The following is a 24,759-nucleotide window of genomic DNA, read 5'->3' on the forward strand; positions in this document are numbered from 1 at the left end:
GGCCGCGACGACTTGGTGAGACCGGTGGGCCGGGCTGGGTCGGAGACCGCGGTCGGCCGAGGCGATCCGATCAGCCCGGTCGGCCGGGGCGATCAGGCGGTTCAGGTTGGCCGGGCTGGTCCGGCGATCCCGGTCGGTCGGGACGGTGGGGCGACTGCGGTCGGTCGGGCTGCCGGCACTGGCTCGGGCGGTCCGGTGGGGACGGTCGGGCTCGCCCGGTCCACCGCTGAGCCTGACCGGCTCGTCGTGTCCGCCGGGCGTGGCGGGGGTGTTGGTCGGGGCGGGTTGGTGGGTCGCGGTTCCTCGTTTGCAACCGAGGTGCGGTAACGGTGTTTCCGTACATTCTCGGGCCATGATCACCCGATCGTGTGGCCGGAGCCGTTGCCGCAGGAGCCGGAGGCTCGCCCGCCGCCTTGCCTGGATGATCATCCCACCACCTCCGGGGTTCCGCCTGGCGTGGCCACGGCACCCAGGCGCAGCTCACGGCCGTTCCACAAGCCCCACGCGTCGAACGGACCCCCGCCCGTCACGGCCAGCGCCTGGTCCAGCGCCAGGTCCCCCCGGACCCGCACGCCGTGACCCGCACCGTCGACCAGCCGCGCGGTGTCCTCGGTGACCCGCACCGACGCGCACCCCAGCGGGTGCAGGCGCTGCCACGGGTCGGCCTTCAGGTACTCCTCCAGCCCGGCCAGCGCCTCCCGCCACGACCCGGGCGCCGGCACCGGCGACGGCTGCCGCTCCGCCAGCACCTCACCCACCGCCACCCGGTGCGGCGGCACGCCGGGATAGGGGTGCAGCACCCCCTGGACCAGCACCCCGTGCGTCAACGGCGGCACCGGACGGGCGCCGCCCCCGGCGTGCCGCACCGCCACCACCCACCCGTGCGCACGCCCCCACGCCCACTGCCGCACGGTCCGCACCAGGCCGTCGTCGGACTCCAGCTTCAGCAACGGCACCCAGTCGTCCGACCACCCCGGACCGCCGCGCACCTCCTCCTCGGCCACGGAGAACCCCAACCGGCGGCGCACCACCGGATCGGGCGACTCCGCCAACCGGGCCAAGAGGTGCAGCCCGCCCAACCGGTCGGCCGCGTCGTGCGCCCAGTCCGGCCCGCCGGCCGCGACGATGCCGCGCACCTCGTCCACCGCCGACGCCAACCCCTTGGCCTGCGCGTCGACCATCCGGGCCTGGATCGAGTGCCACCACGCCGCGTCCCGCGCGGGCAGCCCCGCCAGCCCCGCACCGGCCACGTCGGCCAGCCAGTCGGTCAGCCCGGCCACGCCGGCGCGCACCGCGCTCTCCCTGGCCGAGGCCGTCTTCTCCTTGGCCCTGGCCCTCCGCTGCGCCGCCTCCGGCGAGTCGACCGGGGCGGGGGCAGCGGCGGCGCGGTGGCGGCGGGTCAGCCACTCGTCCACCCAGTCGGGCGGTTCCGCCGCGGGCAGCGGCTCGCGCGCGTCGCGCAGCTGCAACGCCAGCGCGTGCTTGCACGGGAACTTGCGGGACGGGCACGAGCACTTCGTCGCGCGGTCACCCAGGTCGACGCACACCTGGTACGGGTTCTTGCCGCTGCCCTTGCACAGGCCCCACAGGGCCGTGTCGCTGCGACCCGTCCCCTGCCACCCGGAGGACCCCGCCAGCCGGGTGGCGCTGCTCGCCACCTGGCCGTCCGGGGCCTGCTCCAGAAGCGCTCGTGCGTCCATGCCGGCAGACGTTAGGGCCAGGCACCGACAAAAAGTCGATCAATCCAGGTCAGGACCCCGACGTGCCCACGACCAGGCGTACTTCGGGTCCTCGGTCGCCAGCGCGGCCTCGCCCAGGTCCAGCGGTCGGAAGGTGTCCACCATGACCGCGGTCTCGTCGAACCGCTCCACGCCCAGCGACGCCTCGACCGCGCCCGGCTGGGGTCCGTGCGTGCAGCCCGACGGGTGCAGCGACAGCGAGCCGAGGCCGATGCCGGAGCCCTTGCGCGCCTCGTAGTTGCCGCCGACGTAGAACATCAGCTCGTCCGAGTCCACGTTCGCGTGGTTGTACGGCACCGGGACTGCCAGCGGGTGGTAGTCGACCTTGCGCGGCACGAACGAGCACACCACGAAGTTCGGCCCCTCGAACGTCTGGTGCACGGGCGGCGGCTGGTGCACGCGGCCCGTGATCGGCTCGAAGTCGCGGATGTTGAACGCCCACGGGTACAGGCAGCCGTCCCAGCCGACGACGTCGAACGGGTGATTGGCGTAGGTGAACCGGGTGAGGCCGGCGCGGTGCCGCACGAGCACGTCCACGTCCTCGCCGTCGACCACCAACGGCTCCACCGGCCCGCGCAGGTCGCGCTCGCAGTACGGCGAGTGCTCCAGGAACTGCCCCTTCGACGACAGGTACCGCTTCGGCGGTCCGATGTGACCGGTCGCCTCCAGCACCAGGATGTCCATCGGTTCGGACGGCACCACGCGGTAGGTGCAGGACGTCGGTAGCACCACGTAATCGCCCTCACCGACGGGCAGCGCGCCGTAGATCGTCTCCACGACGCCCTCGCCGGACCGCACGTACAGCAGCTCGTCGCCGGCCGCGTTGCGGTACAGCGGGCTGGGCGCGGTGGCGGTCACGAAGCCGATGACCACATCGGAGTTGCCGAGCAGCGTCCGCCTGCCGGTGACCGCGTCCGTGTCGGAGTCCCAGGTCAGGGCGGGTGTCCTGAAGTGCCGCGGCTTGAGCGGGAGGTTCGGCGCCAGCGCGCCGCGGGTCTCCTCCACGGTGACCGCGTCGACGATCGCGGTCGGCAGGTGGCGGTGGTAGAGCAGCGCCGAATCGGCTGAGAAGCCCTCGACCCCCATGAGCTCTTCCGCGTACAGCCCGCCCTCCGGTGTGCGGAACTGCGTGTGGCGCTTTCGGGGGATCTCACCCACCTGGCGGTAGTACGCCATGGTTCACTCCGGGCGTTCGATAGTCGGACATCTTTGTTCATTGACCGGTACGCCACTAGCGTGTCAGCCGTGTCAAGCGCCTTCGAACTCCGTGCGCCCGGTCCCCGCGGCACTCCGCCCCTGCTCGCGAGGCTTGTGGACGACGCGGCACTGTTCCCGCCGGGCAACGCGACCATGTCCGACGCGGTCCGCGGCCACCTCGACGCACGTACCGGGGAATGGGCCGGTGCGGTGGGGCTGTTCCTGTGCCCCGCGTCCCGACTGGCCGAGCTGATCACCGAGCTGATCAAGGTCAAGCCGGTGAAGCCGGTCGCCCTGTCGCTGGTCATCGACACGGGTCTGGGGGGTGTGCCCAAGGCCGTGTCGATCGTCGAGTCCCGCAGCGAGCTGCTGGCGCTGCGGATGGTCGAGATGCCCGCCCCGTCCGACGTGGACGAGGTGTGGCTCGAACGCGTCTCGGAGTTCGTGCCCGAGGACGTCATCAGGGTCGTCGAACCCCGGCGTGGCGGCGCCGAGTGGCTGGACGGCGTGCGCCGCGTCATCGAGCACGGCAGCTGGCCCAAGCTGCGCTGCGGCGGCGTGAGCAAGGAGAACTTCCCCAGCGTCGACGAGGTCGCGGACTTCCTGTCGGTGGTCAGCGGCGGCGGCGTGGCGTTCAAGGCGACGGCCGGCCTGCACCACGCGGTCCGGCGCACCGACGAGGCAACCGGGTTCACCCACCACGGCTTCCTCAACCTGCTCGTCGCCACCGCCCGGTCGCTGTCCGGGGGCGACGTGCGCGAGGCGCTGTCCAGCACGGACGCGGTCGCGCTGGGCGAGGAGGCCGCCGGGCTGTCCGACCAGGCCGCGCACGCCGTCCGCGGCGTGTTCGCCTCCTACGGGTCGTGCTCGCTGGACGAGCCGATCGCGGACCTCGAAGAGCTGGGTCTGCTGTGAGCTGGATCGAGGACCCCGCGTTCACCGCCGACGCGCCGTTCGGGCCGCAGACGCTGCCCTACGGCGTCGTGCCCGGCGGTGTCGCGGTCCGGGTGGGCGACCGGGCGCTGCTGCTGCGCGGGCTGGCTCTGGGGCAGCGCTTGAAGCCGTTGGTGGCCGAGGCGTCCCTGGACGCGCTGCTGGCGGCCGGGCGGCCGGCGTGGAGCGAGCTGCGGGCGCGGCTGGTCGAGATCGTGTCGGCCACGTCCGCGCCGCGCGGCGCCGAGCTGGTCGACCTGGGCGGCGCCGTGCTGCCGTTCACCGTGGCCGACTACGTGGACTTCTACTCGTCGCGCCACCACGCGGAGAACGTCGGCCGCATCTTCCGGCCCGACGGCCAGGCGCTGCTGCCGAACTGGACGCACCTGCCCGTCGGCTACCACGGCCGGGCCGGGACGGTCGTCGTGTCCGGCACGCCGGTCGTGCGGCCGCACGGGCAGCGGCAGTCGTCGACGGGTCCGGTGTTCGGGCCCACGGGACGGCTGGACATCGAGGCCGAGGTCGGGTTCGTGTGCGGCGGCCCCGTCGCGTCGCGGCTGACGCCGTCGCGGGCGGTCGACCACGTGTTCGGCGTGGCGCTGGTCAACGACTGGTCCGCGCGCGACATCCAGGCGTGGGAGTACCAGCCGCTCGGGCCGTTCCTGGGCAAGTCGTTCGCCACGTCGATCTCGGCGTGGATCACGCCGCTGGAGGCGTTCGCGGTGGCCCGCGTGTCCCCGCCGCCGCTGGGCAACGACGTGCTGCCGTACCTGGTCGAGGACCAGTCGTGGGGCCTCGACATCGACATCGAGGTCGAGTGGAACGGCACGGTGGTGTCCAGGCCGCCGTTCCGCGAGATGTCGTGGACGTTCGCCCAGCAACTCGCGCACCTGTCGGTGAACGGCGCTACCGTTCGGCCGGGCGACCTGATCGCGTCGGGCACCGTGTCCGGCCCGGCCCGCGGCGAGCGCGGCTCCTTCCTGGAGCTGAGCTGGGGCGGGAAGGAGCCGGTGGTGCTCGACGACGGCGAGCGGACCTTCCTGGAGGACGGCGACACGGTGCGGATCACCGCGACGGCCCCGGGCGAGAGCGGTTCGGTCGTCGGGCTGGCCGAGGTGGTCGGCACGGTCGCGCCCGCCGACGAGAGGTAGAGCGTGGTCAGACCCGATCCCCGCGGCCGGCTGCCGGCACCCGCGTCCAAGGAGAGCTCGTTGACCCTGGAGCGGGGCTTGGCCCTGCTCCAGGCGGTGGCCGACGCGGAGTCGGAGGCGCCGTCGATCAGCGAGCTGGCGGCGGCCATCGGCGCGTCGCGGGCCGCGGTGTACCGGCTGCTGGTGCCGTTGCAGTCGCGCGGGCTGGTGCGGCGCGAGGGGTCGAAGGTGCGGCTCGGGCTGGGCGTGCTGCGGCTGGCGTCGAACGTGCTGCCGCAGTTGCGGCTGGCCGCGCAGCCCGCGCTGCGGACGTTGGCGGAGGCCGTGGGCGCGACCGCGCACCTGACCGTGGCCGACGGCAGCGAGGCGCAGGCGGTGGCCGTGGTCGAGCCGTCGTGGACGGCCTACCACGTGGCGTACCGGGTCGGGTCGCGCCACCCGGTGCACCGGGGTGCGGCGGGCAAGGCCATCGGGCTGTCGCCGGAGGGGCGGCAGTGGGTCCACTCGACGGGCGAGCTCCAGCCGGGCGCGTTCGGGGTGGCGGCGCCGGTGCGCGGGGTGCCCGGCTTGCGGGCCAGCGTGGGCGTGGTGGCCCTGGAACGGCTAGACGGTGACGTGGTGGGGCCGCAGGTGGTGCGGGCGGCCCAGGAGGTGGCCGACGCGTTGCGCTGAGCGTCACTTGGTGGTTGACGGTGCCGGTGCCACCGCTGCCGCGCCCTTCCTGAGGCGCACCTGGTTGAGCATGCACCCCGCATCTCCGACGCTGGTCACGACCGGTTCCTCGAACGTGCCCCCGAGTGCGACGCCCGCGACGGTGCGTCCGGCGCAGCCAACCGGGATCCGTTCGCCGACCAGGACGCGTTGATCGTCGATGAAGTGGACCTCCACCCGGACCGGTGCGGTGATCGGCGCGCCGGTCGCCGGAGCGGTCGCCCAGATGAATGCCGCGACGGAGAGGGCGGTGACGACTCCGAGCCAGGGCAGACTCCGGATGAGCCGCCGGTATCGGCGTCGCACGTCGGCCAGGTTCACCGTGGCCGTGATGCGTTCGGTGATGTCCTCGACCAGGTGCAACCGCTGGGTCAGCCGCTCCTCGTCGCCGTCCACGTCGACGGAGTAGGAGGTGCTCCCGGCGGGATTCCCCACCAGGCTCGAGCCCAGCGTGGTGCTTCCTCTTTCCCGCAGTTCCACGAGTGCCACGAACATGGCGCGGTGGTGCCGGTAGAGCTTGTCCAGGTCGAGTTCCGCGGTCGGGGTCAGGAGCCCACGCCTGCCCTGGAGCTCCTCGTACGCCCAGTGTCTGTGCCAGACCTGCGGCTTGGTCGACGCGAGATGCGCGAGGCCGGTCAGGGTCCAGCCGGGCGGGATGAGAACCCGGGCCGCCAGGTAGAGGACCGCGCCGGTGCAGCCGAGCGCGAGGAACACCGCTGGCACCGAGCCGAGGAACCGGAGGAGGGTCAGCTCGTCGATCCGGCTGATCGCGTTCACCTGCACGCCGGCCAGCAGGACGGCGAGGATCGCGGCCGAGGCGCCTACGAGCCATCGTGCCGCGGACCGGATGGACTCGAGTTCCTGAGTCGATCCGCCCAGCCCGCCGCTGAAGCTCTGACCTGTGTCTTTGGCGTCCATGGGCCGTATCCCTTGACAACGGGAGGAGTTGTAATACAAAAATACTACAACCACCGTTCGTGGCGGTGGACGTGAGGAGTGGCGCATGAGACCGGCAGAACGCGGGAGCGGTACGGCTCCCTCGCGCAAGAGCGGTCCACGAGAACGTGAAGTGCCTGCGCTGGCACACCTGCTGCGGGTCCACCGGGCGATGATGACCACCCGGTCGCTCCGTTCCGACCGTCGAGAAGACGTGGCCGACTTAGCCCTACTGCGCCGAAGCGCTTCAGACAGCAGTGGACCACCGCGCCGGGCCGACGCGGGATGTCGACCGAAGCAGCGTGTTCCCGTCTTCATGGGTGGGCGAAGGCGTCAGTCCGGTCGTTCAACGCAGTGACTGCGTCCATTCCGCATGACGTGTCGACCACCTCCGACTAGCTTGTCGAAGTGTGACTGATCCCGGGGAGAAGCGATGAGGACGAGGACCGAGCTGGCGAACGTCAAGACCTACACCATGCGTGAGCTGAATCAGAGCACAGCTCAGGTATTGGACGAGATCAACGATTCGGATCAGCCGGCGATCATCACCAAGCATGGTCGCTTCATCGCTCTCATCACTCCACTGCGGGACGTCCGAGTCGAGGAACTGGTGCTCACCCACGGGACGATCGGCCAAGTACTGGACGAACGCGCTGCCGAGGAGAACCCGAAGGTGCTCTCCCCTGCCGAAGTGGCCCAGCAGATCGAGGACCGCAGAAATCGGTAGAGATCATCCTGACGGTGAGTAGGGCTGTTGGGCCGGACGGGTGGTCGCTTGGCGAATTGGGGGATACCCGATCGAGTGATCGAACACAATGTCGATCGTGTATGACGTGGAGTGGACTGATGCTGCGGCGGAAGACCTGTACTTGAAGGCTCCCTCGGATGTCGCAGAGGAACTCCTGGCCATCAGTCGGGACGCCCTGGATCTCCCACCGTCGCAGTATGGCGGTCCGCTCGGGGACAAGCGGTGGAGAAGAGGTGTCTCGCGACAGCGCCAAAAGGAACTCGACGCGGTCGCAGGCACGCTCCACGATCTCGACCGGTCAGGTCCGCAGGCGTGCGATTACATCCTCGTCTACCAGGAACGCGGAGTGCTGAAGTCGCGGTACCGCGTGCTCGCCGTGATCAGCAACGGCGAGCTCGCGGCTGCGGTGAACGAGTACCCGAATCTCGACACCCCGCCGTGGATTGACTGACTAGGCCGGGTGGACTTCGGGGCAGCCGTCCGCAGTGAGCACGGTCCTGCGCCCCGACAGGCGCGCTGCGCGGTTTCCACGTCGCGCTCGTCGAAGTCGCCGCGGAACGACGGTGGACTCCACGTGGGCGGACGGCAGGTCCGCGCCTCCTCGCGGGACGAACCCCGGCCGGTTCGCCATTCCCCCGACGAGCGGGAACCGGCCGGTGGTCCCCGGTCAGCCCGCGATCACCTGCCAGAGCGCGAACAGGGCGAACGCGGCGAAGACGAAGCCGCTCACCCGCTGGATCAGGTGGGTCGGGATGCGGGTCGCGATGCGGCGGCCCACCAGGACCGCGATCGCGGCGACGGTGGCCAGCGCCAGGAACGCGCCCAGGCCCACGAACACCGGGCTGGCGTAGCGGGCGGACAGGGCGGCCGTCGCCAGCTGCGAGGCGTCACCCCACTCGGCCGCGAACAGCACGCCGAACGACGTGAGCGCGGCCCGCAGGAACGTCACCCGACCGGGTCCGGAAGAGGCCTCGCCCGACTCGTCGCCGTCGGTCGAGAAACCCTCCTTGAGCAGCAGGAACGCGCCGACGGCGAACAGCACCGCGACGACGCCCGCGACCACCCGGTCGGGCAGCAGGGTGAGCACGCCGCCGAACGTGGCGGCCACGACGCACTGGACGGCGAACGCCGCCGTGACGCCCGCGAACACCGGCCACGCCCGGTACCGGGTGGTGAGCACGAGGGTGGCGACCATGGTCTTGTCCGGCAGCTCGGCCAGGAAGACGATCGCGAAAGCCGTCACCAGGGCGACGAGTTCGGGTGCCACGGGTACCTCCGACGTCCGATGTGAACCCGGACGGAGGCAGCACGACCCCGACCGGGCGTGGTGCACTGCCCGGCCGGAGGTCTCGTTCGCCCGCTCGTGGTGAAGCGGGTGAGGGACCGGGTCCGCACGCGGCGGACCAGTGTGTCGATCCTCTCGCCCCGGTCGTGGTGACCCGGGGGAACTACTCCCCTCTGGCGTCCCCACGATACCCCGGACGGGCGCACGACCCCCACGTGACGGTGCGCACGGGACCTAGGTCCCGGTCCGGGAGGGACCGTCGTACCTGAGGAACGCCCCTGGTCCCGGCCTACGTTCGTCCCGTGGACGTACTCGACCTGGCGCGGTGGCAGTTCGGCATCACCACCGTCTACCACTTCCTGATGGTGCCGCTGACCATCGGGCTCTCCCTGCTGGTGGCGGGGATGCAGACCGCGTGGGTGCGCACGGGTGACCGCAAGTACCTGGCGATGACCAAGTTCTGGGGCAAGCTGCTGCTGATCAACTTCGCCATGGGCGTGGTGACCGGCATCGTGCAGGAGTTCCAGTTCGGCATGACCTGGAGCGCCTACTCCCGGTTCGTCGGGGACGTGTTCGGCGCACCGCTGGCCATGGAGGGCCTGGTCGCGTTCTTCGTCGAGTCGACGTTCCTGGGGCTGTGGATCTTCGGCTGGGACCGCCTGCCGAAGAAGGTCCACCTGGCCTGCGCGTGGGCGTTCTCGCTGGCCTCGATCGGTTCGGCGTACTTCATCCTGGCCGCGAACTCGTGGATGCAGCACCCCGTCGGGGTGGAGCTGGTGGACGGGCGACCGCGGCTGACGTCGATCTGGGCGGTGCTGGGCAACAACACCGTGCTGGCCGCGTTCCCGCACACGGTCTTCGGCGCGTTCGCCGTCGCGGCGGCGTTCCTGGTGGGCATCGCGGCGTGGCACCTGTGGCGGCGCGGGGCCGACCGGCGACGCGACGACGACGGTCCGGTGTGGCGGGCGTCGGTGAAGCTCGGCACGTGGGTGGGCGTCGTGGCGTTCACCGGGCTCGCGATCAGCGGCGACTTCCAGGGCAAGCTGATGTTCGAGCAGCAGCCGATGAAGATGGCGGCGGCCGAGGCGCTGTGCCACACCGAGGCGCCCGCGTCGTTCTCGGTGTTCGCGATCGGGGACGTGTCGCGGCAGGACTGCGAGGACGTCAAGAGCATCACGGTGCCCGCGCTGCTGTCGTTCCTGGCGCACAACGACTTCACCACCGAGGTCAAGGGCATCGAGGACCTCGTGCCGCTGTACCAGGAGAAGTACGGCACGAACTACCCGGTCGACCCGCGGCTGGGTGAGCTGTCGGGGCAGCCGATCGACTACGTGCCGAACCTGCCGGTGACGTACTGGGGTTTCCGGCTGATGATCGGGTTCGGCGCGATCTCGGCGGGCGTGGGGCTGCTGGTCCTCTGGCTCACCCGCGGCGGTCGGGTGCCGCGCGGGCGGTGGTTCCGGTGGCTCGCGCTGGGGAGCATCGCGACGCCGTTCCTGGCCAACAGCATGGGCTGGATCTTCACCGAGATGGGTCGGCAGCCGTTCGTGGTGGTGCCGAACCCGAGCGGGGTGGACGGGGTGTGGATGTTCACCGCGCGTGCCGTGTCGTCGTCGACACCGGGGGAGGTGTTGACGTCGCTGATCACCTTGACGCTGGTCTACGGGGTGCTGGCCGTCGTCGAGGTGTTCCTGGTCCGGCGGTACGTCCGCGCTGGAGTCGCGGGCGTGCTGCCGGACCGGAAACCCGATGAGGACAACGAGAAGCGCGACGACGTCCTGTCGTTCGCGTACTGAGGGGAACGGGTCGTGGAGACGCTCTGGTTCTGCGTGATCGCCCTGCTGTGGCTGGGCTACCTGTTCCTGGAGGGCTTCGACTTCGGCGTCGGGATGCTGCTCCCGGTGCTGGGGCGGTCGGAGCGCGAGCGGCGGGTGCTGATCAACACGATCGGACCGGTGTGGGACGGCAACGAGGTGTGGTTGCTGGTGGCGGGCGGTGCCACGTTCGCCGCGTTCCCCGACTGGTACGCGTCGCTGTTCAGCTCCGCGTACCTGCCGCTGGTGCTGTTCCTGGTGGCGCTGATCGGGCGCGGCGTGGCCTTCGAGTACCGGGGCAAGGTCGACTCGGCGCGGTGGCGGCGGGCGTGGGACGCGGTGATCGTCATCGGGTCGTGGGTGGCCCCGCTCGGCGTCGGGCTGGTGCTGTCGGCCACCGTGTTCGGGATGCCGCTGGACGCCGTCGGTGACCGGGTGGGCTCGCCGTTCGCGGCGATCAGGCCGGAGACGCTGCTCGGCGCGGCGGCGGTGGCCGGGTACGCGCTCGTGCACGGCGCGGTGTTCCTGTCGCTCAAGACCGAGGGCGAGGTGCGGGAACGGGCGCGTGCGCTGGCGCTGAAGGTGGCGCCGCTCGCGCTGCTGCCGCTGGTGGTGCTGCTGCTGGTCGTGCAACTGCGGTTCGGGTCGGTGTGGACGTGGGGCGCGTCGATCGTGGTGGCGCTGGCCGCGCTGGGCGCGTACGGGCGGCTGGTGCTGCGGCGCGAGGGGCAGGCGTTCGCGCTGATGGGCGTGGCCGTCGCGGCGACGGTGGCGGCGCTGTTCGGCGCGCTGTACCCGAACGTGCTGCCGTCGACCCTGGACCCGGCGTGGTCGCTGACGGTGGCCGGCGCGGCGTCGAGCCCGTACACGCTGACCGTGATGACGTGGGTGGCCGCGTTCGGCACGCCCGCGGTGCTCGTCTACCAGGGGTGGACCTACTGGGTGTTCCGCAAGCGGATCGGCACCAGCCACATCCCGGAGGTGAAGGTCCCGTGAGCTTCCCCGGAGCCCCTTCCGCCACGAAGCCGGGGAAGGGCCCGCTCGGCGCGCTGCCCGCGCTCTCGCGTTCAGCGCGCCGGGCGTTGGCCTGGTGCGCGCTGCTGGCCGGGCTGACCGCGGGCGCCTTGGTGTGGCAGGCCGTGGCGCTGGCGTCGGCGCTGGTGACCGGCGGGTCCTTGTGGGTGCTGGCGGGCGCGGTCGTGGTGCGCGCGGCGTTGGCCTGGGCGACCGAGTCGGTGGCGGCACGGGCGGCGGCGGGCGCGAAGGAGGAGCTGCGGGCGGCGGTGCTGGACCGGGCGCTGGGGCTCGGTCCGTCGTGGATCGTGGCGCGGGGGCCGGCGTCGTTGACCGTGACGGCGACCAAGGGCCTGGACGCGCTGGACGCCTACTTCACCCGCTACCTGCCCGCCCTGGTGACGACGGCCGTGGTGCCGGTGGCCGTGGGCGCGTGGATCTTCTTCACCGACCCCACCTCGGCGGTGCTGATCGCGGTGACGCTGCCGCTGATCCCGGTGTTCGCGATCCTGATCGGCCGGTTCACGTCGGCCCGGGTGGCCGAGGCGGCGTCGGCGCTGGAGCGGTTGTCGGGGCGGCTGGCGGAGCTGGTGCGCGCGCTGCCCGTGCTGACCGCGTTCGGGCGTGCGGCGGCGCAGGCGACGGCGGTGCGGGAGGTGGGCGAGCGGTACCGGCGGGCGACCATGGGGACGTTGCGGGTGGCGTTCCTGTCGGCGCTGGTGCTGGAGGTCCTGGCGTCGCTGTCGGTGGCGCTGATCGCGGTGGGGATCGGGCTGCGGCTGGTGTCGGGGGAGATGACGCTGGTCACGGGCCTGGTCGTGCTGATCCTCGCGCCGGAGTGCTACCTGCCGCTGCGGGCGGCCGGTGCGGCGCACCACGCGTCGGAGGACGGCGTGGAGGCGGTGCGGCGGGTCGCGGAGATCCCCGCGCCGGAGCCGGTGGACGAGCGGGGGCCGACGCCCGCCGGGGTGGAGGTCCGGGACCTGCGGGTCCGGCGGCGGGACCGGTTCGCGCCGGACGGCGTCACGTTCCGCGTGCGGCCCGGCGAGGTGCACCGGCTCGACGCGCCCAGCGGGGCGGGCAAGTCCACGCTGTTCGCGGTGCTGCTGGGGTTCGTGGAGCCGGACGGCGGTTCGGTCTCGGTCGACCGGTCGACGATCGCCTGGGTGCCGCAGCGGCCCGCGTTCGCCGGCCGGACGGTGGCCGACGAGCTGGAGCTGACCGCGGGACGGGTCGACCACGACGTGCTGGCGTCGGTGGCGGCCGAGCACCTGGTGGCGCGGCCGATCGCGGAGCTGTCGACCGGCGAGCGGCAGCGGGTCGCGGTCGCGCGGGCGCTGACCCGGGTCCGGGACGGCGCGACCGTGCTGCTGCTGGACGAACCCACCGCGCACCTCGACCAGGCCACGGCGGCGAAGGTGATGGCCGCCGTGCGGAGGGCCGCTGCGGGAGGTGCGGCCGTCGTGCAGGCCACCCACCGGCTGGTCGGCGGCACGACCGAGGACGTCCCGGCGAGCCGTGAGGTCGAGGTGGTGGCCGACCGGGCGACCGCGCCGCGCACGCCGCGACCCACCCGCCGGCTGCTGGCGGGCGCGCTGCTGGGCACGGCGGCGTCGCTGAGCGGGGTGGCGTTGACGGCGGTGGCGGCCCACCTGATCGCGCGGGCCGCGACCCAGCCGCCGATCCTGACGCTGTCCGTGCTGGTCGTGGGCGTGCGGACGTTCGCGCTGGCCAAGGGCGTGCTGCGGTACCTGGAGCGGTTGGTGTCGCACGACGCCGCGTTCCGGCACGCCGAGTCGTTGCGGGTCCGGCTGTGGCGCCGCCTGCGCCCCGGCCAGGCCGACCTCACCCGCCTGGTGGACGACGTGGACGCGGTCCGCGACCTGGTGCCTCGGGTCCTCCAGCCGCCGTTGGTGGCGGTGGGCGTGTCGATCGCGGCCGTGGCGCTCTTCGCCGTCGTGGAACCGGCCGCCGGCCTCGCCCTGGCGGTGGCGCTGGTCGTCGGCGGCACGCTCGCGCCGGTCGTCGCGGTCCTCACCGAGCGGCGTGCGACGGCCGTGCTGGCCAGGGGGCGGCGGGAGGTGTCGGAGCAGGTGCTGACGCTGCTCACCGCCGCGCCCGACCTGATCGCGTTCGGCGCCGACCGCGCGGTTCGCGCCGAGCTGGCCCGCCGGGACGCCGAGCTGGCCCGGTTGGCCCGCCGCCAGGCCCTCGGCGCGGGTGCGGCGATCGCGGTCGTGCACCTGACGACCGGGCTGGCCTCGGCGGTGTGCATCGGCCTGGCCGGCGGCGTGGACCCGCTGCTGGTGCCCGTCCTCGGCCTCGTGCCGCTCGCGTTGGCGGAGGTGCTGGGCGCGCTGCCCACCGCCGCGCAGCACCGCGCCGCGCTGCGCGAGTCGTACGGCCGGATCACCGCGCCGCCGCTCGACGCGCCGGGATCGCGGGTCGACCGGGGCGCGGTCGGGGGAGCGGTCGGGCTCGAAGGCGTCGCGGTGCGGTGGCCGGGCGGCGCCGCACCGGTGCTGGAACGGGTGACGCTCGACCTGCCGGCCGGCGCGAAGGTGGCGGTGGTGGGTCCGTCGGGTGCGGGCAAGTCGAGCCTGTTCGCGTTGCTGCTGGGGTTCCTCGAACCCGAGCAGGGGCTCGTGTGGCGGCCCGAGCGGGTGGCCTGGTGCCCGCAGGAGCCGATGCTGGTGTCGACCACGGTCCGGGAGAACCTCCGGCTGGGCGACCCGCGCGCGGACGACGCACGGCTGCGGTGGGCGCTGGACGTCGCCGGCGTCCGGCTCGACCTCGACGCGGTGATCGGCCCCACGCTGCTGTCGGGCGGCGAGGCGCAGCGGGTCGCGCTGGCCCGCGCGCTGCTCCACGACGCCGACCTCGTGCTGCTGGACGAGCCGACCGCGCACCTCGACGAGCCGACCGCCGCCGCGCTGCTGGAGCGCCTGGACGACGTCCTGCGGGACAAGACCGTCATCCACATCACCCACCGGCCGGGGGAGGCCGAGCGCGCCGACCTGGTGCTGGAAGTCACCGGGGGGCGGATGCGGGCCAAGGCCTACCGTTGACCACCGTGGACCCCGCCCGCGTGCTCGCCGCGTCGACCGAGATCACGTCGGCCGCCCTGGCCGGTGACGACCCGGACGCCGTGCTGCCGCTGGTCGTGCGCCGGGCCGTGGAGCTGGCCGGCGCGGACCTCGGGCTGGCCATGGTCACCGCGGACGACGGCACGTTGACCGTCGAGGCGTCCTCGGGCCACCCCACCGGCGACGACGACCCGGTCGGCGTCGTGCTGTCGAGCCGTTCGTCGGCCGCGCGGGCGGCGCGGACCGGCGTGCCGGTGGTCTCCGACGACTTCACCACCGACCCGCGCACCGCGCCGTTCGTGCCCAAGGCGCTGCGCGGGTACGGGCCGTTCGCCGTCGCGCCGTTCGGCACGACGGAGCGCAGGATCGGCGCGCTCGCCGTCTACCGGCGCAAGGGCGCGCACCCGTTCAGCGCGGACACCGTCGAGGTGCTCGCCGCGTTCGCCGCGCAGGCCGGGCTCGCGGTGGTGCTGGCCGAGGGCTCCACGGCCCGCCAGCGGGTCGCGGTCTACCAGGAGCGCGAGCGCATCGCCCGCGACCTGCACGACGTGATCATCCAGCGGCTCTACGCGACGGGCGTCCAGCTCGACCTGCTGGACCGGCGGCTCAAGCTCGAAGGCCGGGAGGCGCAGCGGCTCGCGGACGCCGTCGACCAGCTCGACCGGACGATGGCGGAGGTCCGCGCGACCGTCCGCGCCCTGCGCAGCGCCGACCCCGGCCGGCCCGGCGACGTCGACCTGCGCGGTTCGGTCCTGGCGGAGGCGCGCACGGCGGGCGAGCTGCTGGGGTTCGAGCCGGAGGTGCGCGTCGAGGGCGACCTGGCGGACGTGCCCGCGGACCTGGCCGACCACGCCCGCGCGGCGCTGCGGGAGGCGCTGTCGAACGTGGTGCGGCACTCCGGGGCCCGGCACGTGGGCATCGCGCTGCGCCGCACGCCCGACCGGCTGGACCTGGAGGTCGTCGACGACGGCTGCGGCATCCCGCGCGGCGTGGCCAAGCGCGGGCTGCGGCACCTGGAGGAACGCGCCCTGGCCGCCGGTGGCGGGTGCGAGATCACGTCGTCGCCGCGCACCGGCACCACGATCACCTGGCACGTGCCGCTGCGGTGACGACCGGCGGCGAACCGCCCCGGCGCGATCCGCCCGGGGCTCAGCGCGACCGGCGGGCCACCCAGGCGGCCGCCTGCGTGCGGCGCTCCATGCCCAGCTTCGACAGCACGGCGGTCACGTAGTTCTTCACCGTCTTCTCCGCCAGGAACAGCCGTTCCGCGATCTGCCGGTTGCTCAGGCCCTCACCGATCAGCTCCAGCACCCGCCGTTCCTGCTCCGTCAGCGCGTCCAGCACGTCCACCTCGACCGGTCGCCGCATCCGGTCCAGGACGCGGGCCGTCGTCTGCGGGTCCAGCAACGACCGGCCGGCCGCCACCTCGCGCACCGCCGTCACCAGGTCCTGCCCGCGCACCTGCTTGAGCAGGTACCCCGACGCGCCGGCCATGATCGCGCCGACCAGCGCCTCCTCGTCGTCGAACGCGGTCAGCACCAGGCACCTCGGCCCGTCCGGCAGCGCGCGCAGCCGGCGGCACAGCTCCACCCCGCCGCCGTCGGGCAGCCGCACGTCCACCACGGCCACGTCGGGCCGCGCCGCACCGGCCCGGACCAGGGCCTCGTCCACCCCGCCCGCCTCGGCCACCACCGAGATGTCGTCCTCGTCCTCCAGCAGTTCGCGCAGCCCCCTGCGCACCACCTCATGGTCGTCTACGAGCAACACTCGCACCGGCACGAACCCACCATAGGTCGAATGCCGGTACCCACCGCGCGCGGTCGCCAAGACAGTGCAGGAATGCTGGTACGCGCGATCGAGGAAGCCGACCGGATCGTCGTCGGCAGGCTGGTGCTGGAACTGTGGGGCGCGCACACCGCGGTCGCCCACGGCCGGGTGTTCTTCCCGGCGAGCCTGCCGGGATTCCTGGTGGAGCAGCAGGACCAGGTCGTCGGCCTGCTCACCTACGCCACCGGCGACACCCACCTGGAGATCGTCACCATCGACGCCCTGCGAAGAGGCAGGGGTGTCGGCAGCTCGCTGGTCGACGCCGCCGTGCACCGCGCCCGCCAGCTCGGCTGCTCCCGGGTGCGGCTCACCACGACCAACGACAACCTCGACGCCCTGCGCTTCTACCAACGACGCGGCTTCCGGCTCATCGCGCTGCGCCCGGACGCGGTGCGCGAGGCACGCCGCCTCAAGCCGGAGATCCCCAGCGTCGGTGAGTACGGCATCCCCATGACCGACGAACTGGACCTGGAGCGTTGGATCGCGCCGCGCTAGTTGTCCACAGGCCCCAGCCGAGCTGTCCACAAGTTGTGCACAACTCGGCGGTCACCTGCTGGGCAGCGGGCTGAACACCTCGTCCCACGCCGCCGCGACCTGACGGGCGCAGGTGGCGGGCGCGACACCGCCGACACCGGTGCCCAGGCCGGGCATGGCGATCGTCCGCACGACCGCGCGCAGCGGGCGGCCGTCGTCCAGCCGCCCGCCCAGCCACAGCCGCAGCACGGCCCGCGCGGCCAGGTACGGGTGCACGGTGTCCTCGGGCAGCAGCTCGCCGGGCTGCCGCATGGTCGGCGCGCTGATCAGCCACTCGGGCTCCGACTCGCCGGTCGGCACGACCAGCGCCTCGCCCACCGGCAGCTCACCGCCGTGCAGACCGAGCACGGCACTGCGCACGTGGCCCTCGACCAGCGGGAACGCCCGCGCGTACACGGCGTCCATGCCACCGCGCATCCAGCCGGAGGAGTTGGCGGGGCTCACCACGGCCTCGGCCAGGATGTCGAGCACCGAGCCCCGGTGGACCTCGACGCCGGTCCTGCCCTCGGCCACCGCGAGCCAGGCACGGGCCAGCGGTTCGTCGACGGCGCACAACACCAGACGGGGAACTGCTACCGGAGCGTTGATCTCACCCTCCGTATCGGCGGCGGACACATCTCCCAGCATTCCAGGAGAACCCGTTGGTGCGGAACGGGGGCGGGCACCCGCCAGGCGGGTGATCCTCGCCTCAACGCGGTCACCGGCCGTGGTCCTCGTATCGTTGCGGCCGTGCTCGCCTACTTCGGACCGCAGGGAACCTTCACCGAGCAGGCCGCACGCGGCTTCGCCTCTCCGCAGCAGGAGCTGGTGCCGTTCGACACGGTGCCCGCCGCGCTCGCGGCCACCCGCCGCGGGGACACGCTGGCGGCGTGCGTGCCGGTGGAGAACTCGGTCGAGGGCGCGGTGCCCGCGACGATGGACGCGCTGACCGAGGGCGAGCCCCTGGTCGCGGTCGCGGAGTCGGTGCTGCCGGTGCGGTTCAGCGTGCTGGTGCGGCCCGGCGGCGAGCCGGTGCGCACGGTCGCCAGCCACCCGCACGCGCTCGCTCAGGTCCGGCACTGGCTGGCCGAGCACCTGCCGCAGGCCGACGTCGTCGCCACCACCTCCACCGCCGCCGCCGCGCGCGCCGTGCTGAACGGCGAGTTCGACGCCGCCGTGAGCGCGCCGGTGGCCGTGCGGCACTACTCGCTGGAGGTGCTGGCCACCGACGTGGCCGACGTGCGGGACGCCAAGACCCGGTTCCTGCTGCTGCGACCGCCCGGCGAGCTGCCCGAGCCCACCGGCCACGACCGCACGTCCGTCGTCTGCACGGCGGCCGACCGGACCGGCGCGCTGTCGGAGCTGCTGCTGGAGCTGGCGCTGCGCCGCATCAACCTGACCCGCATCGAGTCCCGGCCTACCAAGGGCAGGCTGGGCGAGTACCGGTTCTACATCGACTTCGACGGCCACGTGGCCGAGCCCCGGGTGGGCGACGCGCTGGCCGCGCTGCACCGGCACTGCCCGCAGACCCGGTTCCTCGGCTCGTACCCGAAGGCCGAACCGGGCGGCGAGGTGGCGGGCAACGTGGACTTCGTGGCGGCGGTCGAATGGGTGGAAACAGTCCGGAGGGGGCACGGCGCGTGAGGTTGATCCTGGTCAGACACGGCGAGACGGCGTCGAACGTGAAGATGGCGCTGGACTCGCTGCCACCCGGGCCGCCGCTGACCGACGCGGGGGTCGCCCAGGCCGCCGCGCTGGCCGAGGAGCTGGCCGCCGAGCCCGTCACGGCCGTCTACGCCAGCACGGCGCTGCGGGCGCGGCAGACCGCCGAACCCGTGGCCGCGGCGCACGGCCTGGCGGTCGAGGTCGTGGACGGCGTGCAGGAGATCTTCTGCGGCGACCTCGAAGGCCGTCACGACCGCGAGGCGTTCGAGATCTTCATCGCGACCGTGAAGCAGTGGGCCGCGGGCGACCTGGACGTGCCGCTGCCGGGCGGCGAGAGCGGCCGGCAGGTCCTGGACCGCTACCTGGCCGCGGTCGACAAGATCGCCGCCGGGCACGGTGACGACGACACGGTGGTGCTGGTCAGCCACGGCGCGTCGCTGCGCATGGGCGCCCTCGCCCTGGCCCGCAACGTGACCCCGGCGCTGGCCGAGGCGGGTCTGCTGCCCAACACCGGCCGGGTCGTGCTGGAACGCGGCGCGGACGGCTGGCGCTGCACCTCGTGGACCGGCGTGGACGTGGTCGAGGGCTGACTAGCCCCAGCCGAGCTCGTGCAGCTTGGCGTCGTCGATGCCGAAGTGGTGCGCGATCTCGTGGACCACGGTGACGGCGACCTCCTCCACCACGTCGTCCTCGGTGCGGCAGATGTCCAGGATCGCCTCGCGGTAGATCGAGATCCGGTCCGGCAGGACGCCGCCGTAGTCGGTGGTGCGGCGAGTCAGCGCGATGCCCTGGTACAGGCCCAGCAGGCTCGGCACCTCGGGGTTGCGGTCCTCGACCAGCACCACCACGTTGCTCATCGCCGTCGCGAACTCCGGTGGGATGGAGTCCAACGCCTCGCCCACCAGCTCCTCGAACCGTTGACGGGTCATCTCCACCGGCATGTCGTCACCTCGACGGTGTGGTCGTGGTCGTGGCGGTCGTCGTCTCGTCCGACTTCGGGGGCTTGGAGCCGGACGAGGGCGGTGCGGAGGAGCTGGAGTTCGACTCGGAGTGCAGCGGGGCGCCGGTCGGCTCGTCCTGGTGCACGGCGGTGGTCTGGGGCGGGTTCGACGTGGTCAGCGGCGGCGCGTTCGGGTTGCGCACGCTGCCCTCCCACGCGCTCAGCAGGGTGTCGTCCACGGGCGGCGCACCGACCTTGCAGTTCGCCAGCCTGGACCCGGCGGCCCAGCTCTCCTCCACCCTGTTGTCCCAGGTGACGAGGAGCCCGCGGGCCTTCAGGTCGGCGCCGCCGGTGTACTCGGCGGTCAGCCGGGCGCACTCGACGACCATCAGCCGGTCCTGCTGGTCCAGGGGCACGAACTCGCCGGGCGGCATCGGCACCACGCCGGTGATCTCGAACGTGTGCGGCTTCGCGCAGTCCACCGGGTCGCCCACCGACTTGGCCTCGGTGATGCCCAGGCACACGCCCGGGTCGTAGACGTCGGACTGGTCCTGGGTGCGGGCGGTGCCGTAGGCCGGGAGCAGGCCGCCCGCCGGGCCCGCCACCTGGAGGCCGCAGCGCAGCGTGCGCTGCCCCTCGGCCCACAGCCGCTCACCCGGGTTGAGCGGGCCGACCGTGTACTTGCCGAACGGGTCGAACTTGCCGCCGAGGTAGTCCAGCGACATCCGCGAGCACTGCTCCTGGCTGATCTTCTGCCACTGCTCGTCGTTCGGGAACGGCGCCTGCGGGCCGTGCGCGGCGGAGATGTCCGCCACACCCGTGACCTCGAACAGGTGCTGGGTGGCGCAGTCGACCTTGGCGACGTCCGACAGGTCCGGTTTGGTCCAGTTCAGGCAGTCGCCGGCCTGAGCGGCCATGACGGGGTTAACTGTAGTGGTGCCCGCGCCGTCGAAACCGCCCGCGCCCACCGGCCAGGACGTGAAGGTGCTCAGCGCGAGCAGCAAGAACGCGCCCGCGAACGCGCCGAGCATGACCATGTGGTCACCACGACGAAACCAGCGTGCGGTCGCGGACATCTACTCAATGATGCCTGTGTCGGTAGCCGAGGGGTGTGGGCGGGTGTGCTGTGTTGCTTTTGGGACACTCGTCACCCATTCGGCGGCCGATCTCTGTACCGTCCCCGCCGGGAGTGGCTGATGACTGAGAACGACAACGCCGGTAGCGCCGCGACGCCTGGTCAGGGCGGTGGACCGAGCGAACCGAACGGACCGGGTCCGCAGGCCGGTGGCGCGTCGCCGCCGCCCTACGTGCCGCCGACGCCGCAGGAACCGCCGGCCACGGGTGGCCGCGGCCAGATCCGCAGCCAGGAGGCGGGCCGGACCAAGCCCCGGCCGCCGACGCTGGCCGAGCAGCGTGCGCGCGCCGCGGCGATCGAGCAGCAGCGCGAGCAGCAGCTCGCCGTCGAGGCCGAGGAGGCACGCCGCCGCAAGGTGCGCAAGCGCCTGTTCGTCGGCGGTGGCGTCGCCGTCGGCGTGGTGGGCGTGGTGGCCATCTGGTACGCCGTGTCCAGCCCCGACGACGTCGAGGCGCAGTGCACCCGTGACGACGTGGTCGTCGACGACCAGTACTGCGACGAGAGCTACGCCAGCAGCCACGGCGGGTACTCCAGCGGCGGCTTCATCTACATCGGCGGCAGCTCGTACCGCTACCACTACGGCGGCTCCAGCGTGCCGGTCGGCTCCAAGGTCACCGGTGGCACCTACACCATGCCCAAGGGCGCGAACATCAGCACGAAGTCCGGCACCGTCGTCCAGCGCGGCGGGTTCGGCGTGTCCGGCGGAAGCAAGAGCGGGGGCAGCTGAGTGCGTCGCGAGACCTCCACGCCGCGGCCGAACTGGCAGCGCACCGTCTCCGAGCAGGGACTCGTGTTCGGTGCGCCGGCCAGGGCCGCGGACGGCAGCCCACGCCCGTACTGGGACGAGTCGGCGCACTACGTCTTCGACATGAGCGACGTGCTGTCGCTGGAGGCCGACGTCGAGCTGCTGCACAACATGTGCCTGGAGGCCGTCGACAACGTGGTGCTCACCGAGCGCTACCGGGACTTCGGCATCAACGAGTGGCTGTGGCCCGCGATCGCGGAGTCGTGGAAGCGGCGCGACCCGCACGTGTACGGGCGGTTCGACCTGCGCTACGACGGTCGCGGACCGGCCAAGCTGCTGGAGTACAACGCCGACACGCCCACGTCGCTGCTGGAGGCGTCGGTCGTCCAGTGGAACTGGAAGACCGACGTGTACCCCGAGGACGACCAGTGGAACTCCCTCCACGAGAAGCTGGTCGAGCGCTGGGCCGAGATCGGCAGCCGGCTGCCGTCCAACGAGCTGCACTTCACCTGGTCGGGCGCCGACCCCTCCGGTGAGGACCACGTCACCGTGGCCTACCTCCAGGAGACGGCGGCCGAAGCCGGCATGGACACCGTCGGCCTGGCCATCGAGGAGATCGGCTGGGACGCGCTGCTCAAGCGGTTCGTCGACCTCGAGGACGCGCCGATGGGCACCGTCGTGAAGCTCTACCCGTGGGAGTGGGTGGTCGACGAGCAGTTCGGCCGCTACGCGGTGGAGAGCCTGCCCGGCACGCTGTGGGTCGAGCCGCTGTGGAAGATGCTGCTGTCGAACAAGGCGCTGCTGGCCGTGCTGTGGGAGATGTACCCCGGGCACCCCAACCTGCTGCCCGCGTTCCTGGACGACCCCGGTCTGCTCACCGAGTACGTGCGCAAGCCCAGGCTCGGGCGCGAGGGCCAGAACATCCAGATCGTCGCCCCCGGCTACGAGACCCAGACCGGCGGGGTCTACGGCAAGGAGGGCTTCGTCTACCAGCTGTTCGACCCGTTGCCCGAGTTCGACGGCTACCGCCCGGCGCTCGGTGCGTGGGTCGTGGGCGACGCCTCGGCGGGTCTGGGCATCCGCGAGACCGTCGGCCTGGTGACCGACGACGGCGCGGCGTTCGTGCCGCACAGGATCGTCGAATGAGCGTCAACCCGCACAACATGGAGGGTCCGTGAACTCCCAACTCGCGTTGGACGCCGGCTTCGGCAGCGCCATCGGCCAGGGTCTCGGCGCGATCGCGCTCTACGCGATCGTCGGCCTGGTGCTGATGGTCTTCGGCTTCTACGCCATCGACTGGACGACGCCCGGCAAGCTGAGCACCATCGTCCGCAATGGTGCGCCGAACGCCGTCATCGTGACCTCCGCGGGTCTGGTGAGCATGGCACTGATCATCGTGGTGGCGATCTGGAGCTCCGCGGGCAAGCTCGACGAGGGCCTGCTGTCGGCGTTGATCTTCGGCTTCGTCGGCATCATCGTGCAGGTCCTCGCGGTCCGGCTGCTGGAGTGGGTGACCAGGCTCGACATCGGTTCGCTGATCGAGTCCGACCGGTTCGCCCCGGCCAGCGTCGTCGTGGCCGCCGCGCACCTCGCCCTGGGCCTGGTGGTCGCCGTCGCGATCTCCTGATCGGCAGTCATCGCTCGAACGCCAGTGGCCATCGCGGTGTCGCCGCGATGGCCACTGGCGTCAGCAGGCCCTGTCAGGCGAATGCCTTGTAGCCGGCCCATTGGCTGCCGGTGGGCCACATGGGCCCGGTCCAGCCGACCTGGCCCGCTCCGTTGCCGGCGAAGAGGATGAGGTTGTCGCCGGGGTCGATGGCGGCGATATCCGTGCGGCCGTCGCCGTTGAAGTCTCCGGACGTGATGTGCTTGTAGCCGGCCCACTGACTCCCGGTGGGCCACATGAGCCCACTCCAGCCGACCTGGCCCGCTCCGTTGCCGGCGAACAGGATGAGGTTGTCGCCCGGGTCGATGGCGGCGATATCCGTGCGGCCGTCGCCGTTGTAGTCGCCTGCGGTGATCTTCTTGTAGCCGGCCCATTGGCTGCCGGTGGGCCACATGGGCCCGGTCCAGCCGACCTGCCCTGCGCCGTTGCCGGCGAAGAGGATGAGGTTGTCGCCGGGGTCGATCGCCGCCAGGTCGGTGCGGCCGTCGCCGTTGAAGTCGCCTGCGGTGATGTGCTTGTACCCGGCCCACTGACTCCCGGTGGGCCACATGAGCCCACTCCAGCCGACCTGCCCTGCGCCGTTGCCGGCGAAGAGGATGAGGTTGTCGCCGGGGTCGATCGCGGCGATGTCGGTGCGGCCGTCGCCGTTGAAGTCTCCGGACGTGATGTGCTTGTAGCCGGCCCACTGACTTCCTGTGGGCCACATCGGTCCTGCCCAGCCGACCTGACCCCCGCCGTTGCCGGTGAACAGGATGAGGTTGTCGCCGGGATCGATCGCCACGATGTCCGCACGGTTGTCGCCGTTGAAATCGCGGCTCAGCTCGCCGAAGGAGTTCCACAGGCCGTTGACGACCACCGAGGCCTGGCTGATCCGCGCCCGGTAGTTGGAACCATCGGGGTAATTCGAGTGCTGGATCGACTGGCAGATGGTCGCAATGTCACCCGAGTTCCAACTGCCGTTCGGATACGCCCGCAACATGGCGTTGAGGAATGCGTTGGTCGCGTACACCGGATCGATCAGTTGCGCGGGAGTGCCCCAGTTCTGGCTCTCCCGCTGCTGGAACAGGCCGAGGCTGTCGTGGTCCAAGGCGACGTCGTAGTTGTTGAGGTCCGTCTCGGCGAGCACCGTCGTGATGGCGATGTGAGCGGCTCGCTGGTTCAACCCACGTGCTCTGACCTGTCTGATGACAGCCCGGGCGCACGACACGTTGTACGCCGAGATCCAGCTGATCTGCGGGCGCAACACGTTGGCCAGCGCGGCGTCCTCGGAGGTCACGCCCGAGGGGCTGCAAGTCGCGACGGTCGACGTCGCCCGCAACGGATCACCCGGGTCCGCCGAGGCCATGGACTCGTTGGCCAGCGCTACCGTGACGGCCACACCCAAGGCGAGCACGTTGAACACTTTCCTGGAATATCGTGCCTTCACAATTCCCCCACTTTTACGGACTGCTCTGCAGCAACGATTCGGGATGCCGGGATGCCGGGATGGTCAAATGAGAGCCTTGTAGCCGGCCCATTGGCTGCCGGTGGGCCACATGGGTCCGGTCCAGCCGATCTGACCTGCGCCGTTGCCGGCGAAGAGGATGAGGTTGTCGCCGGGGTCGATGGCGGCGATGTCGGTGCGGCCGTCGCCGTTGTAGTCGCCTGCGGTGAT

General features: G+C 72.1%; 25 protein-coding genes. 15 read left to right on the forward strand and 10 right to left on the reverse strand.

Annotation, left to right across the window (positions count from 1 at the left end; translation table 11 throughout):
- Window positions 1-425 precede the first annotated feature (425 nt).
- Both AB0G02_RS02250 and AB0G02_RS02255 read right to left on the reverse strand, forming a co-directional pair.
- The gene (locus AB0G02_RS02250; RefSeq protein ID WP_360788018.1) at window positions 426-1,700 is read right to left on the reverse strand and encodes an SWIM zinc finger family protein; all 1,275 of its coding nucleotides are present in this window, start codon (window positions 1,698-1,700) and stop codon (window positions 426-428) included.
- Between the two features lie 39 nt (window positions 1,701-1,739).
- Entirely contained in the window at window positions 1,740-2,915 is a 1,176-nt protein-coding gene (locus tag AB0G02_RS02255; protein WP_360788021.1) for a homogentisate 1,2-dioxygenase, read from the reverse strand.
- A gap of 69 nt (window positions 2,916-2,984) precedes the next feature.
- On the opposite strand from AB0G02_RS02255, the gene AB0G02_RS02260 reads away from it, so the two are divergent.
- From AB0G02_RS02260 to AB0G02_RS02270, 3 genes are read left to right on the forward strand one after another with little or no spacing between them, the layout of a single operon-like run.
- Window positions 2,985-3,851: a hypothetical protein gene (locus tag AB0G02_RS02260; protein ID WP_360788024.1), complete on the forward strand. Its 867-nt coding sequence runs from the start codon at window positions 2,985-2,987 to the stop codon at window positions 3,849-3,851.
- Window positions 3,848-5,020 carry a fumarylacetoacetate hydrolase family protein gene (locus AB0G02_RS02265; protein ID WP_360788027.1) on the forward strand — a complete coding sequence of 391 codons (1,173 nt, stop codon included), beginning with the start codon at window positions 3,848-3,850 and terminating at the stop codon, window positions 5,018-5,020. Before AB0G02_RS02260 ends, AB0G02_RS02265 begins: the two co-directional genes overlap by 4 nt.
- 3 nt (window positions 5,021-5,023) lie before the next feature.
- On the forward strand, window positions 5,024-5,692 hold the full coding sequence (locus tag AB0G02_RS02270) for a helix-turn-helix domain-containing protein (RefSeq protein ID WP_360788030.1): 669 nt from the start codon (window positions 5,024-5,026) through the stop codon (window positions 5,690-5,692).
- Window positions 5,693-5,695: 3 nt separating this feature from the next.
- Here AB0G02_RS02270 and AB0G02_RS02275 read toward each other — a convergent pair whose 3' ends face one another.
- On the reverse strand, window positions 5,696-6,736 hold the full coding sequence (locus tag AB0G02_RS02275; RefSeq protein WP_360788033.1) for a hypothetical protein: 1,041 nt from the start codon (window positions 6,734-6,736) through the stop codon (window positions 5,696-5,698).
- A gap of 364 nt (window positions 6,737-7,100) precedes the next feature.
- On the opposite strand from AB0G02_RS02275, the gene AB0G02_RS02280 reads away from it, so the two are divergent.
- Together AB0G02_RS02280 and AB0G02_RS02285 are read left to right on the forward strand one after the other, a co-directional pair.
- The gene (locus AB0G02_RS02280; protein ID WP_360788036.1) at window positions 7,101-7,394 is read left to right on the forward strand and encodes a type II toxin-antitoxin system prevent-host-death family antitoxin; all 294 of its coding nucleotides are present in this window, start codon (window positions 7,101-7,103) and stop codon (window positions 7,392-7,394) included.
- 97 nt (window positions 7,395-7,491) lie between these two features.
- A complete protein-coding gene (locus AB0G02_RS02285; RefSeq protein WP_360788039.1) occupies window positions 7,492-7,866 on the forward strand; it encodes a hypothetical protein in 375 nt (124 codons plus the stop codon).
- A 216-nt stretch (window positions 7,867-8,082) separates the two neighbouring features.
- Here the strand turns inward: AB0G02_RS02285 and AB0G02_RS02290 are convergent, their stop codons facing one another.
- On the reverse strand, window positions 8,083-8,682 hold the full coding sequence (locus tag AB0G02_RS02290; protein WP_360788042.1) for a TMEM165/GDT1 family protein: 600 nt from the start codon (window positions 8,680-8,682) through the stop codon (window positions 8,083-8,085).
- 320 nt (window positions 8,683-9,002) lie between these two features.
- Here AB0G02_RS02290 and AB0G02_RS02295 point away from each other — a divergent pair, with 320 nt between their 5' ends.
- Genes AB0G02_RS02295 through AB0G02_RS02310 form a run of 4 tightly spaced genes read left to right on the forward strand, consistent with a single transcriptional unit; the run spans window position 9,003 to window position 15,723 of the window.
- Complete coding sequence (locus tag AB0G02_RS02295) at window positions 9,003-10,496, forward strand: cytochrome ubiquinol oxidase subunit I (RefSeq protein ID WP_360788045.1); 1,494 nt, start codon at window positions 9,003-9,005, stop codon at window positions 10,494-10,496.
- A 12-nt stretch (window positions 10,497-10,508) separates the two neighbouring features.
- A complete protein-coding gene (cydB, locus tag AB0G02_RS02300; RefSeq protein ID WP_360788048.1) occupies window positions 10,509-11,510 on the forward strand; it encodes a cytochrome d ubiquinol oxidase subunit II in 1,002 nt (333 codons plus the stop codon).
- Complete coding sequence (cydD, locus tag AB0G02_RS02305) at window positions 11,507-14,596, forward strand: thiol reductant ABC exporter subunit CydD (RefSeq protein ID WP_360788051.1); 3,090 nt, start codon at window positions 11,507-11,509, stop codon at window positions 14,594-14,596. Before cydB ends, cydD begins: the two co-directional genes overlap by 4 nt.
- A 5-nt stretch (window positions 14,597-14,601) precedes the next feature.
- On the forward strand, window positions 14,602-15,723 hold the full coding sequence (locus AB0G02_RS02310; protein ID WP_360788054.1) for a GAF domain-containing protein: 1,122 nt from the start codon (window positions 14,602-14,604) through the stop codon (window positions 15,721-15,723).
- Window positions 15,724-15,763: 40 nt separating this feature from the next.
- Here the strand turns inward: AB0G02_RS02310 and AB0G02_RS02315 are convergent, their stop codons facing one another.
- Window positions 15,764-16,393, reverse strand: coding sequence for a response regulator transcription factor (locus tag AB0G02_RS02315; RefSeq protein ID WP_360788057.1), 630 nt, complete (start codon window positions 16,391-16,393; stop codon window positions 15,764-15,766).
- A 60-nt stretch (window positions 16,394-16,453) separates the two neighbouring features.
- Between AB0G02_RS02315 and AB0G02_RS02320 the strand changes: the two genes are divergently transcribed.
- Window positions 16,454-16,936, forward strand: a complete 483-nt coding sequence (locus AB0G02_RS02320; protein WP_360788060.1) for a GNAT family N-acetyltransferase — start codon at window positions 16,454-16,456, stop codon at window positions 16,934-16,936.
- Between the two features lie 51 nt (window positions 16,937-16,987).
- Here the strand turns inward: AB0G02_RS02320 and AB0G02_RS02325 are convergent, their stop codons facing one another.
- The gene (locus AB0G02_RS02325; protein WP_360788064.1) at window positions 16,988-17,602 is read right to left on the reverse strand and encodes a macro domain-containing protein; all 615 of its coding nucleotides are present in this window, start codon (window positions 17,600-17,602) and stop codon (window positions 16,988-16,990) included.
- A gap of 102 nt (window positions 17,603-17,704) precedes the next feature.
- Here AB0G02_RS02325 and pheA point away from each other — a divergent pair, with 102 nt between their 5' ends.
- The gene (pheA, locus tag AB0G02_RS02330; RefSeq protein ID WP_360788067.1) at window positions 17,705-18,598 is read left to right on the forward strand and encodes a prephenate dehydratase; all 894 of its coding nucleotides are present in this window, start codon (window positions 17,705-17,707) and stop codon (window positions 18,596-18,598) included.
- A complete protein-coding gene (locus AB0G02_RS02335) occupies window positions 18,595-19,209 on the forward strand; it encodes a histidine phosphatase family protein (RefSeq protein ID WP_360788069.1) in 615 nt (204 codons plus the stop codon). The genes pheA and AB0G02_RS02335 overlap by 4 nt, the downstream gene beginning before the upstream one ends.
- Here AB0G02_RS02335 and AB0G02_RS02340 read toward each other — a convergent pair whose 3' ends face one another.
- Complete coding sequence (locus AB0G02_RS02340) at window positions 19,210-19,560, reverse strand: metallopeptidase family protein (protein ID WP_360788071.1); 351 nt, start codon at window positions 19,558-19,560, stop codon at window positions 19,210-19,212.
- Between the two features lie 4 nt (window positions 19,561-19,564).
- Window positions 19,565-20,635 (reverse strand): septum formation family protein, encoded by a 1,071-nt coding sequence (locus tag AB0G02_RS02345; RefSeq protein ID WP_360788074.1) that lies wholly within the window; start codon window positions 20,633-20,635, stop codon window positions 19,565-19,567.
- A gap of 120 nt (window positions 20,636-20,755) precedes the next feature.
- On the opposite strand from AB0G02_RS02345, the gene AB0G02_RS02350 reads away from it, so the two are divergent.
- From AB0G02_RS02350 to AB0G02_RS02360, 3 genes are read left to right on the forward strand one after another with little or no spacing between them, the layout of a single operon-like run.
- The gene (locus AB0G02_RS02350) at window positions 20,756-21,421 is read left to right on the forward strand and encodes a hypothetical protein (RefSeq protein ID WP_360788076.1); all 666 of its coding nucleotides are present in this window, start codon (window positions 20,756-20,758) and stop codon (window positions 21,419-21,421) included.
- Window positions 21,422-22,585, forward strand: a complete 1,164-nt coding sequence (locus tag AB0G02_RS02355; RefSeq protein WP_360788079.1) for a glutathionylspermidine synthase family protein — start codon at window positions 21,422-21,424, stop codon at window positions 22,583-22,585. It abuts the gene before it with no gap.
- Window positions 22,586-22,613: 28 nt separating this feature from the next.
- Window positions 22,614-23,066: a DUF350 domain-containing protein gene (locus AB0G02_RS02360; protein ID WP_360788082.1), complete on the forward strand. Its 453-nt coding sequence runs from the start codon at window positions 22,614-22,616 to the stop codon at window positions 23,064-23,066.
- A 73-nt stretch (window positions 23,067-23,139) separates the two neighbouring features.
- On the opposite strand, the gene AB0G02_RS02365 is transcribed toward AB0G02_RS02360, so the two are convergent.
- Together AB0G02_RS02365 and AB0G02_RS02370 are read right to left on the reverse strand one after the other, a co-directional pair.
- On the reverse strand, window positions 23,140-24,507 hold the full coding sequence (locus AB0G02_RS02365) for a VCBS repeat-containing protein (protein ID WP_360788085.1): 1,368 nt from the start codon (window positions 24,505-24,507) through the stop codon (window positions 23,140-23,142).
- A gap of 87 nt (window positions 24,508-24,594) precedes the next feature.
- On the reverse strand, window positions 24,595-24,759 hold the full coding sequence (locus tag AB0G02_RS02370; RefSeq protein ID WP_360788091.1) for an FG-GAP-like repeat-containing protein: 165 nt from the start codon (window positions 24,757-24,759) through the stop codon (window positions 24,595-24,597).

Origin of the sequence: Actinosynnema sp. NPDC023658 (assembly GCF_040639995.1) — a bacterium.
GTDB lineage: Bacteria > Actinomycetota > Actinomycetes > Mycobacteriales > Pseudonocardiaceae > Actinosynnema.

Coding starts and splice junctions, on each gene's coding strand:
- AB0G02_RS02250 (WP_360788018.1), bottom strand. CDS start 1,700: ATGGACGCACGAGCGCTTCTGGAGCAGGCCCCGGACGGCCAGGTGGCG.
- AB0G02_RS02255 (WP_360788021.1), bottom strand. CDS start 2,915: ATGGCGTACTACCGCCAGGTGGGTGAGATCCCCCGAAAGCGCCACACG.
- AB0G02_RS02275 (WP_360788033.1), bottom strand. CDS start 6,736: ATGCGCCACTCCTCACGTCCACCGCCACGAACGGTGGTTGTAGTATTT.
- AB0G02_RS02280 (WP_360788036.1), top strand. CDS start 7,101: ATGAGGACGAGGACCGAGCTGGCGAACGTCAAGACCTACACCATGCGT.
- AB0G02_RS02320 (WP_360788060.1), top strand. CDS start 16,454: ATGCTGGTACGCGCGATCGAGGAAGCCGACCGGATCGTCGTCGGCAGG.
- AB0G02_RS02325 (WP_360788064.1), bottom strand. CDS start 17,602: ATGCTGGGAGATGTGTCCGCCGCCGATACGGAGGGTGAGATCAACGCT.
- AB0G02_RS02340 (WP_360788071.1), bottom strand. CDS start 19,560: ATGCCGGTGGAGATGACCCGTCAACGGTTCGAGGAGCTGGTGGGCGAG.
- AB0G02_RS02345 (WP_360788074.1), bottom strand. CDS start 20,635: ATGTCCGCGACCGCACGCTGGTTTCGTCGTGGTGACCACATGGTCATG.
- AB0G02_RS02350 (WP_360788076.1), top strand. CDS start 20,756: ATGACTGAGAACGACAACGCCGGTAGCGCCGCGACGCCTGGTCAGGGC.